Source organism: Bradyrhizobium sp. UFLA01-814 (assembly GCF_046718885.1).
In the GTDB taxonomy this organism is placed as follows: Bacteria; Pseudomonadota; Alphaproteobacteria; order Rhizobiales; family Xanthobacteraceae; genus Bradyrhizobium; species Bradyrhizobium elkanii.
The window spans coordinates 23,779-34,050 of the sequence record NZ_JAQOSR010000096.1; the positions used below are offsets into that span (position 1 = coordinate 23,779).

Annotated in this window: 8 protein-coding genes; all 8 read right to left on the reverse strand. The window is 64.1% G+C overall.

The features are described from left to right. Positions 1-68 precede the first annotated feature (68 nt). On the reverse strand, positions 69-1,778 hold the full coding sequence (locus PMN64_RS26300) for a pyrroloquinoline quinone-dependent dehydrogenase (RefSeq protein WP_304496809.1): 1,710 nt from the start codon (positions 1,776-1,778) through the stop codon (positions 69-71). Positions 1,779-2,184: 406 nt separating this feature from the next. Then, on the reverse strand, positions 2,185-3,123 hold the full coding sequence (locus tag PMN64_RS26305) for a carbohydrate kinase family protein (RefSeq protein ID WP_411782731.1): 939 nt from the start codon (positions 3,121-3,123) through the stop codon (positions 2,185-2,187). A gap of 10 nt (positions 3,124-3,133) precedes the next feature. Continuing rightward, a complete protein-coding gene (locus PMN64_RS26310) occupies positions 3,134-4,786 on the reverse strand; it encodes an FGGY-family carbohydrate kinase (RefSeq protein ID WP_028344349.1) in 1,653 nt (550 codons plus the stop codon). A 42-nt stretch (positions 4,787-4,828) separates the two neighbouring features. Further along, positions 4,829-5,602: an SDR family NAD(P)-dependent oxidoreductase gene (locus PMN64_RS26315; RefSeq protein ID WP_028344350.1), complete on the reverse strand. Its 774-nt coding sequence runs from the start codon at positions 5,600-5,602 to the stop codon at positions 4,829-4,831. A gap of 92 nt (positions 5,603-5,694) precedes the next feature. Then, entirely contained in the window at positions 5,695-6,702 is a 1,008-nt protein-coding gene (locus PMN64_RS26320) for an ABC transporter ATP-binding protein (RefSeq protein ID WP_411782732.1), read from the reverse strand. A 16-nt stretch (positions 6,703-6,718) separates the two neighbouring features. Continuing rightward, positions 6,719-7,549, reverse strand: coding sequence for a carbohydrate ABC transporter permease (locus tag PMN64_RS26325; RefSeq protein ID WP_028334898.1), 831 nt, complete (start codon positions 7,547-7,549; stop codon positions 6,719-6,721). Between the two features lie 4 nt (positions 7,550-7,553). Then, positions 7,554-8,426 carry a carbohydrate ABC transporter permease gene (locus PMN64_RS26330; RefSeq protein WP_028344353.1) on the reverse strand — a complete coding sequence of 291 codons (873 nt, stop codon included), beginning with the start codon at positions 8,424-8,426 and terminating at the stop codon, positions 7,554-7,556. 135 nt (positions 8,427-8,561) lie between these two features. Further along, positions 8,562-9,875 (reverse strand): ABC transporter substrate-binding protein, encoded by a 1,314-nt coding sequence (locus tag PMN64_RS26335; RefSeq protein ID WP_411782733.1) that lies wholly within the window; start codon positions 9,873-9,875, stop codon positions 8,562-8,564. Between the last annotated feature and the right edge of the window lie 397 nt (positions 9,876-10,272).

Below are 10,272 nucleotides of genomic sequence, written 5' to 3' on the forward strand. Positions count from 1 at the left end.
AAGCGGGACCGAACCGGTCCCGCCTCGCCGTCAATGTTCGCACGCGTGATGATGCATCAGGCCCGGGCTCAGTCGAGCGTGAAGGCGATGATGTTGTTGCCACGCTTGTAGTCGAGCTGGGTGTTACCGCCCGCGCCGACCACGATATATTGCTTGCCGCCGACCATGTAGCTCGACGGCGGCGCGTTGACGCCGGCGCCGGCCCGGAAGCTCCACAGCTCCTTGCCGTTCGACGAATTATAGGCCGCGAACTTGCCGTTGCCTTCGCCGGTGAAGACCAGGCCGCCGGCGGTGGCGAGGATGCCGCCGATCATCGGCTCGGGCGTGTTGACCTGCCATTTGATCTTGCCGTTGTTGTAGTTCACCGCGGTGATGTTGCCCGCCTGCTTCTCGCCCGGGATCACCTTGAAGGCACCGCCCAGCCACAGCTTGCCGTTCGGATAGGCCGAGCTCTCGACGTGGTAGGTCATCGGCTGGTGCAGGTTGATGGCGTAGGCCAGCTCCTGCCCCGGATCGGTCGCGATCGGCGACCATTCGACGCCGCCATTGGCGCCGGGCAGCATGCGCGCACCTTCCTTGGTCGGCAGCACCCACATGTTCTCCTGCGGTACCATCGCCTCGGAGAAGCGGATCAGGCTGCAGTCCTTGCGATCGTGCACATAGATGTGCCCGGTCTTGCCGGCATGAATGACGCCGGGAATCGTCTTTCCGCTCTTGTCCTTGACGTTGACCAGCACCGTCGGGCTGACCGCGTCGAGATCCCAGACGTCGTGGGCGATGTACTGGAAGTGGCAGACATACTTGCCGGTGTCGAGATCGAGCGAGACCAGCGAGTTGGTATAGAGGTTGTCGCCGGGCCTGTTCGAGCCGTCGAGGTCGGGCGACGGGTTGCCGACGACGAAGTAGATCCGGTTGGTCGCGAGATCGACCGACGGGTTCTGCCACACGCCGCCACCGAGCTTGGCATAGGGATCGCCGATCTTGGCGAGCATGTCCTTCTCGGCCTGGATGTTGCGATGCATGTCGCGGCCGGTGGCATCCTTGGTCGCCCAGACACCGACGGAGTTCTCCGGAATGGTATGGAAATTCCAGAGCTGCTTGCCGGTCTTGGCGTCATAGGCGCGCACGAAACCGCGGATGCCGTATTCGCCGCCATTGGTTCCGATCAGGACCTTGTCCTTGACCACGGTCGGCGCCATCGTCTCGCTGTAGCCGAGCTCGGGATCGGCGATGTTGGTGGTCCAGATCACCTCGCCGGTCTTGGCATTCAGCGCCATCAGCTTGGAATCGAGCGTCGCCAGATAGACCCGGTCGCCGAGCACCTGGACGCCGCGATTGTTGGGACCGCAGCAATAAACCGTGATCGGGCCCATCTTGTGGGCATAGTGCCAGAGCTGCTGACCGGTCTTGGCGTCGAGTGCATAGACATGGCTGAACGACGTCGTGACGAACATCACGCCATCGACGACGATCGGAGATGTCTCAAGCGATTCCTTGACGTCGGTCTGGAAGATCCATGCGACGTGCAGGTTCTTCACATTGTCCCGGCTGATCTGCTTGCCCGGATAGAATCGCGTCTGGGCGTAGTTGCCGTTGGTAAGCAGGAAATCCCTGGTGTTCTTGTCGGCGGCGTTGAGTTGCTCCTGGGTCACAGGAGAAACATTGGCGTTGCCGAGGACCGACTGCTTCTCCTGCTTGACTTCCTGTGCGATGGCGGCGCCCGACAACAGGCCAACGCCGAGCGCGGCGGCGAATGCCGCAATCCCTTTCACGTACATATCTTCCCCCGTTATTTCTTGGTTGCAATATTAGGGATGCGTGTCTGCTACTTCCCTTCGAGGCCCGGCCGCCCTGGCGAGCGCGCAACCCGCTGCGTGGCCTGGTTGCGCTGCAATAGACGATCAAGAAAGGACGAAGACCGGTATCGATGGATGGGTTCCATGTTAGCGCGGTCTTTCACAAAGACAACCGATGCGCTCAATGCGAAGCCGAAGCAGCATGACTTCGCACGTTCGAAATATAGCGATCATGGGTTGGCATCAAATCCGAACGATATCGGATGCTTCGGACACCTTCACGCATCGCCGGACAGGTTTGCCTTCGCAGGCGCAGCACGCAAAATGAGACTAAGCGTCAAGCGACGGCATCCCGCGAGCAGTGACTCCGGCGGAGACCGCACAAGGCCTACCAATAGTCGGCCGGCAATTCCCGGCTCCGCGGCGGATCGGCGCCGGGCCGCGTGCAGGTGAAGGCGGCGCATTTGCAAGCAAAGGACAGCGCACGTGTCAACTCGGCCGCGGAGGTGTCGCGCAGCCGCTGTCGCGCGATCCGGTCCAGCCGATGCAACGCGGCGAGCAGCGCCGCCTGAAAACTGTCGCCGGCGCCGATCGTATCGACGACGTTCACCACCAGTGCTTCGGCCGCGACCGGTCCGGCCTTGCGATGCCAGGCGCAGGCGCCATCATGGCCGCGCGTAATGACGACAAGCGATGCGCCGCCCGAGAGCAGCTCCTCGGCCCTCGGAGCATAGGCCTCGTCGCCGAACAGATAGGCGAAGTCGACGTCGGACATTTTCACGATGTCGGCCTTGCCGCAGAACGTCAGCATGCGCGCACGGTAGGCGTCCTTGTCCGTGACGAGGTTCGGCCGGCAGTTCGGATCGAGCGCGATCGTCACGTTCGGCCGCGCATCCTCGATCAAGGCCAGCGTCTCCGCCGCGCCCTTGTCATGGACCAGCGTGGTCGAGCCGGTGTGGAGGCAGGTGACGCCGTCAAGCGCGACCGCATCGCGCCGATAGGTCCAGTTCCGCGATGCGGTGTCGGCGTCGTAGAAGGCGTATTGCGTCTCGGTGCCGGTGACGCGCGCAAAGGCCAGCGTGGCCTGACGATTGCTGCGCGTGGCGCGACGAAGGTCGACGCCGGACGCCGCGGCATGATCGGCGATCATCTTGCCGAAGGTGTCGGTCGAGATGCCGCCGACAAAGCCGGTCGGAACGTCGAGCCGCGCGCTGCCGATCGCGATGTTGAGGCAGGAGCCGCCGACCGCGGGCGTCAAGGCCTCGCGTCCATCCGTCGTCTTCGACGGCAGGAAATCGATCAGCGCATCTCCGCAACTCAGCAGCATGGGATAAACCTTACGTCGGCGCTTCGCCGGGCGCCCGCCTCATCGCCTCGCGGCTGTCGCGGTCAAGCTCTCGCAGCATCTTGTGCACGCCGCGCTTCTTGCGGTGGAAATCGGCAAGCTCCGGCCTGGTCGGCTCGCTCAACCGCCCGAGCGCCGACATGCCGGCCATCGCGGCGTTGATCGAATTGTGCGCACCGCTGGCGACCGCGCCCAGCATCGCGGCGCCGAGCAGCACCGGCTCCTGGGTCTGCGGCAGCGCCACTGCGTAGCCTGTCGTGTCGGCCATGATCTGGCGCACCAGGGGGCTGCGGCTCGCGCCACCGCCGATCACGATGGTCTTGCCATTGACGCCATGCGCCTGCAAGGCGTCGATGACGTCGGCAAGGCCATAGGCAAGCCCGCACAGGCCGGCAATGAACAGCCGCTCCAGCGCCGACACGTCGGTGTCGAGATCGAGCCCCGCGATCACGGCACGCGAGCCGGGATCGGCATAGGGCGAACGGTTGCCGAGAAATTCCGGCAGGACGTGAACGTTGCGCGCGAGCAACGCCGCGGCACCGGCATTGCCGCTGCGCGCCAGGATGCGCTTCTCGAGATACCCGATGACGTCGACGCCGTCGTGCTTCGCCGCGAGCACAACCTCGGCATGCGCCGGATGCGACTTGAGCAGGTGATCGATCGCAGCGCCCGCCGCCGATTGGCCGCCCTCGTTCAGCCAGAAGCCCGGCACCATGCCTTCGAAATACGGCCCCCAGACACCGGGCACGAAGCAGGGATCGACGGTCGTCGCCATGATGCAGGCCGACGTTCCCATGATGTAGGCGAGCCGTTGGCAGACATCGACCTCGGCGCCGGAGCCATCGCGGCCGCCGATCGCGCCGACGCCGCCGGCATGGGCATCGATCAAGGATGCACCGACCGCGGTTCCCGGCAATAGGCCGAGATCGCGCGCGGCATCCTCGGACAGGCCGCGGCCGAGCGGCGAGCCGGGCGGCACGATCTCGCTGCCGATCCGCCCAAAGCGATCGGCCGCAAGCGCCTCGAGCCCGACCCGCTTGAAAAAGGTTTCACTCCAGCCGCCCTCGCCGGCCACATAGGTCCATTTGCAGGTGACCGTGCAGGTCGAGCGCGCCAGCGAGCCGGTGGCGCGGAAGGACAGATAGTCGGCAAGATCGAAGAAGTGCCCGGCGGCCTCGAAGGTCGCGGGCAGATGCCGTTTCAGCCAGAGGATTTTCGGGATCTCCATCTCCGGCGAGATGGCCCCGCCGACATAGCGCAGCACCTTGTCGCCGGTCGCATTGACGAATTCGGTCTCGTCCATCGCGCGGTGATCCATCCAGACCACGACATTGCGCGCGGGATCGCCGGACGGACTGACGGTGAGCGGCCGGTCAGCCCTGTCGAGCACGACCAGCGAACAGGTCGCGTCGAAGCCGATGCCCTTGACGTGCTCGGCGGCAACCGCAGCCTCCCGCATTGCGTGGCGCACCGAAGCGACGCAGGCCGCCCAGATGTCGTCGGACGATTGCTCGACGATATCGCCGGGCTCGTGCCAGACCCGGATCGGGTGGCGGGCCGAACCCAACAGCTTCCCCGACTCGTCGAACACGCCCGCCCGGGCGCTGGTGCTTCCGACGTCCACCCCGATATAGGCTTGCCGCATGACCGCTCTATCTTCTGTTGAGCACGATCTCCCCGGGCAACCCTACCAGCAAGTGTAGCCGCCATCGACCAGAACGATGCTTCCGGTCATCAGACTTGCAGCATCGGAGGCCAGGAACAAGACGACGGAGGCGATCTCGTCGACCTGCCCCATCCGCGCCATCGGGGTTCCACCGATCCAGGCATCGTACATTTTGGGGCTGTTCTTCACGAACGCGTTCAGCGGCGTCTCGATATAGGTCGGCGCCACGGCGTTGACGCGAACCCCGCGCGCGCCCCATTCGGCCGCGAGCGATTTGGTCAGATGATGCACCGCGGCCTTGGAAGCATTGTAGAAGCACTGTTCCTGCGGCTTGTTGACGATGAAGCCGGACATCGAGCCGACATTGACGATGGTGCCGGACTTCGCCTTCAGCATGTGATTGCCGAAGGCACGGCAGCACCAGAAGGTGCCGTTCAGGTTGACGTCGATGACGTTGAGCCAATGCTCGTCGGTCACGGTTTCCGCCGGCGTCTCGCTGCGGGCGATGCCGGCATTGTTGACGAGGATGTCGACCTTGCCGTACTTGCGCACCAGCTCGTCGGCGACCGCAGAGACGCGGCCGGAATCCGTGACGTCCATCAGCGCGATGTCGGCGTCGAAACCCTTGGCCTTCAGCGCCGCCTGCGCATCATTGGCGACCTTGGCGTCGCGGTCGCCGATGATGACCTTGGCGCCGGCCTCGGCGAGCGCTTCGGCGCAGGCGAGCCCGATGCCCTGACCGGCGCCGGTGATGATGGCGGTCTTGCCGCCGAGCCTGAATTTTTCGAGATACATTTTCTTCTTCCTTAGCTTCTTTTTGAGCATGATCTGTTCGGAAAACCGCTCACACTTTGCGCTAACGCGGCCCTCCGGGTCCGGATCATGCTTTACGCGTGAATCGATTTTCCGCTCTCGTCGAAACGGTGGATGCGCGCCGGATCCGGGATCAGCGACACCCGGTCGCCGGGATGCAGATCAAGCTCGCCGACATAGCGCGCGGTCAGCACTCCCAACGGTCCGGCGTCGACATAGAGGAAGGTGTCGCTGCCGAGATGCTCGGCGACCGAGACGGTGCCGTGCCAGCCGCCCTGCCCGTCGCGCTCGACCCTCAAATGCTCGGGCCGTACCCCGATGGTCGCGGCGCCCTGCTGCTTCGCGATCTCATCGGTGACGAAATTCATCTTCGGCGAGCCGATGAAGCCAGCGACGAACAGATTGGCCGGCTTTTCGTAGAGCTCGAGCGGCGAACCGTATTGCTCGATCTTGCCGCCGTTCAGCACCACGATCTTGTCGGCCATGGTCATGGCCTCGACCTGGTCGTGGGTGACGTAGATCGCCGTGGTGCCGAGCTGCTTCTGCAACCGCGTCACCTCAAGCCGCATCTGCACCCGCAGCGCGGCGTCGAGGTTCGACAGCGGCTCGTCGAACAGGAACGCCTTCGGCTCGCGCACGATGGCGCGCCCGATCGCGACGCGCTGGCGCTGGCCGCCGGAGAGCTCGCGCGGCTTGCGGTCGAGATAGGGCGTCAGGTTGAGTGTTGCTGCGGCCGCCTCGACCTTGCGGTTGATCTCGTCCTTGGCGATGCCGGCCATCTTCAGGCCGAATGCGATGTTGCCGCGCACGCTCATATGCGGATAGAGCGCGTAGGACTGGAACACCATCGACAGCCCGCGCTTGGCCGGCGGCACATCGACCACGTTGCGCCCGTCGATCAGGATGGCGCCGCCGGTGACATCCTCGAGCCCCGCGATCAGCCGCAACAGCGTGGTCTTGCCGCAGCCGGACGGGCCGACGAAGACGACGAAGGAGCCGTCGGCGATGTCGAGGTCGGCGCCCTTGATGATGTGGACCGGCCCGAACGATTTTTGCACACCCTGCAGCGTAATCTGACCCATGGCAAAAGCCTTTCTGCTACTTGACCGCGCCGAAGGTCAGGCCGCGGACGAGCTGCCGCTGACTGAACCAGCCGAGCACAAGAATGGGCGCGATCGCGAGCGTCGACGCCGCCGACAATTTCGCCCAGAACAATCCTTCCGGGCTGGAATAGGACGCGATGAACACGGTGAGCGGCGCGGCCTCGAGCGTCGACAAGTTGAGGGTCCAGAATGCCTCGTTCCACGCCAGGATCAGATTGAGCAGCAACGTCGAGGCGAGCCCCGGCACCGCCATCGGCGTCAGCACATAGATCAGCTCGCGCCCGATCGTGGCGCCATCCATCCGCGCCGCCTCGAGGATGTCCTTCGGGATCTCCTTGAAATAGGTGAACAGCATCCAGATCACGATCGGCAGGTTGCCGAGGCACAGGATGAAGATCAGGCCAGAGCGGGTGTCGAGCAGGCCGAAGGTGCGGTAGATCAGGTAGATCGGCACCAGCACGCCGACCGGCGGCATCATCTTGGTGGACAGCATCCAGAGCAGCACGTCCTTGGTTCGCTTGGTCGGCGAGAACGCCATCGACCACGCCGCCGGAATCGCGATCAGCATCGCGATCAGCGTCGAGCCGCCGGCGATGATGATCGAGTTGAGCGCGTGGTGGAAATAGTCGCTGCGCTCCTGCACAGTGGCGTAGTTCTCGGTGGTCCAGTGGAAGAACAGGAACGAGGGCGGGATCGCGAACGCCTCGAGCTCGGTCTTGAAGCTTGCCAGCACCATCCAGAGGATCGGGAAGAAGATCAGGAAGCCGACCAGCCAGGCCGCCGCCGTCGAGATCACCTTGCGCCGTGTCGTGACCATCCGCGCCATGACGTTACGCCTCCAGATTCCGGCCGACGATACGAACGAGGAAGAAGGCGACGATGTTGGCGAGCACCACCGCAACCAGGCCGCCCGCCGAGGCGCTGCCGACGTCGTACTGGATCAGCGCCTGCGAATAGATCAGGAAGGCGATGTTGGTGGTCTGCAGGCCGGGGCCGCCGCCGGTGGTGACGAAGATCTCCGCGAACACCGTGAGCAGGAAGATGGTCTCGATCAGGATCACCACGGTGATCGGGCGCGCGAGGTGCGGCAGCGTGATGTAGATGAAGGTCGAGATCGCGCTCGCGCCGTCCATCTCGGCCGCCTCCTTCTGCTCCTCGTCGAGCGATTGCAGCGCGGTGAGCAGGATCAGGGTCGCGAACGGCAGCCATTGCCAGGAGATGATCAGGATCACCGAGAACAGCGGCGCGTCGTTGAACCAGTCGATCGCCGGCAGCCCGAACAGATGCGCGATCCAGGCGAACAGGCCCGACACCGGATGCATCAACAGGTTCTTCCAGACCAGCGCGCTCACCGTCGGCATCACGAAAAACGGCGCGATCACCATCAGCCGGACGATCGAGAGCCCGACCACCTGCTGGTCGAGCAGCACCGCCAGCGGCACGCCGAGGATGATCGTGATCGCGAGCACCGAACCGACCAGCACCAGCGTGTTCTGCAACGATGCGAGGAATGCAGGATCGGTCAGGAAGTAGCGGAAATTCTCCAGCCCGACGAACGATTCAGAGCCGGGATCGAGCAGATTGTAATGCAGGGTCGCGAAATAGATCGTGAGCGCCAGCGGCACGATCATCCAGATGAACAGCAGCGCCACCGCGGGCGTGAGCAGCGTGCGTGCGAGCAGTTGGGTCTGCTGGGTCGCCATCCCCGCCTCCTTCTCAAGGAAAGGAGCGACCATCCCGCTGCGGGACAGGATGGTCGCAAGTACCCAGCTCGGGAGGTCTAAGCTGGTCGGGCGGCCGAGGCGTTTGACGCGCCCTGGCTTTGGTTCCGGCGTGCTCTACTTGATATAACCCGCGCGCTTCATTTCGCGCTCGGTCGCGGACTGCGCAGCCGAGAGCGCCGCATCGACGGTGGTCGAACCTGAGAGCGCGGCCGAGAACTGCTGGCCCACCTGGGTGCCGATGCCCTGGAATTCAGGGATCGCCGCGTATTGCACGCCGACGTAAGGCACCGGCTTCACCGTCGGCTTGTTCGGATCGGCGGCATCGATCGAGGCCAGCGTCAGCTTGGCGAAGGGGGCGACCTTCAGATAGTCGGGGTTCTTGTACAGCGAAGAGCGCGTGCCCGGCGGCACGTTGGCCCAGCCTTCCTTCGACGCGACGAGCTTGGTGTAGTCCTTGCCGGTCGCCCAGGCGATGAACTTCTCGGCCGCCTCGACCTTCTTCGAACCGGAGGGGACCGCAAGACTCCACGCCCACAGCCAATTGGCGTTCTTGCCGAGCCCGGTGTTCGGCGCCAGCGCGAAGCCGACCTTGTCGGCGACCGTGGATTCCTTCGGATTGCTCACGAACGACGCCGCCACCGTGGCGTCGATCCACATCGCGCATTTGCCGGCGTTGAACAGCGCGAGGTTCTCGTTGAAACCGTTGGAGCTGGCGCCGGGAGGGCCGGCCTGCTTCATCAGGTCGACATAGGTCGTCAGCGTCTTCTTCCATTCCGGCGAGGTGAATTGCGGCTCCCACTTCTCGTCGAACCAGCGCGCGCCGTAGGAATTGGCCATGGCGGTCAGGAACGCCATGTTCTCGCCCCAGCCGGCCTTGCCGCGCAGGCAGATGCCATAGACGCCGGCGGACTTGTCGGTCAGCTTCTTGGCGGCGTCGACCACGAAGTCCCAGGTCGGGCTCTCCGGCATCTTCAGGCCGGCCTTGTCGAACAGGTCGGTGCGATACATCACCATCGAGCTCTCGCCGTAGAACGGCGCGGCGTAGAGCTTGCCGTCGACCGAGACCGCATCCTTGATCTTGGGCAAGAGGTCGCCGACGTCATAATCGGCGCCGAGCTTGTCGAGCGGCACCAGCCAGTTCTTCTTGGCCCAGATCGGCACCTCATAGGTGCCGATGGTGAGCACGTCGAACTGGCCGCCCTTAGTGGCGATGTCGGTGGTCACGCGCTGGCGCAGCACGTTCTCCTCGAGCGTCACCCATTTGACAGTGATATCGGGATTCTTCGCGGTGAATTCGCTGGTGAGCCCCTGCATGCGGATCATGTCGCCATTGTTGACGGTCGCCACCGTCAGCGTGGTCTGGGCGATCGAGGGGGCAGAGATCAAAACAGCAGCCGCGCCCGCAACGGCGCAAAGGACGTTTTTCAAGGTGACCTCCCTTATGTCACGTTGAGCATATGCCCACGTGTTGAGCGTATGTTCATCCTGTTGCCAAATTTTGTCAAGCGCGCGGGGGACGCCGTTCCGCGCGTTTGCGGGTTCCGCCACAGCCTGGAATGGAGGTGTTTGCGGAGGTGAAGAGAGTGGCTGACTGGAGTTGGATTGAGCTGGAGCAGCACTGAAGGTTTACCTCTCCCGCTCGCGGGGGAGGTCGGATTGCATCGGAGATGCAATCCGGGTGGGGGTTCTCTCCGCGATATGACTTGAGGATAGACCCCCACCCCAGCCCTCCCCCGCAAGCGGGAGAGGGAGCGCAGCCGACTCGCGACGCCTACCGATCCAGCACCTGTCTCTTATACACATCTGACGCTGCCGACGACCATGG

Bases quoted from the DNA above. Each gene is read 5' to 3' on its own strand.
- PMN64_RS26300 (WP_304496809.1), bottom strand. From the start codon at position 1,778: ATGTACGTGAAAGGGATTGCGGCATTCGCCGCCGCGCTCGGCGTTGGC.
- PMN64_RS26305 (WP_411782731.1), bottom strand. From the start codon at position 3,123: ATGCTGCTGAGTTGCGGAGATGCGCTGATCGATTTCCTGCCGTCGAAG.
- PMN64_RS26310 (WP_028344349.1), bottom strand. From the start codon at position 4,786: ATGCGGCAAGCCTATATCGGGGTGGACGTCGGAAGCACCAGCGCCCGG.
- PMN64_RS26315 (WP_028344350.1), bottom strand. From the start codon at position 5,602: ATGTATCTCGAAAAATTCAGGCTCGGCGGCAAGACCGCCATCATCACC.
- PMN64_RS26320 (WP_411782732.1), bottom strand. From the start codon at position 6,702: ATGGGTCAGATTACGCTGCAGGGTGTGCAAAAATCGTTCGGGCCGGTC.
- PMN64_RS26325 (WP_028334898.1), bottom strand. From the start codon at position 7,549: ATGGCGCGGATGGTCACGACACGGCGCAAGGTGATCTCGACGGCGGCG.
- PMN64_RS26330 (WP_028344353.1), bottom strand. From the start codon at position 8,426: ATGGCGACCCAGCAGACCCAACTGCTCGCACGCACGCTGCTCACGCCC.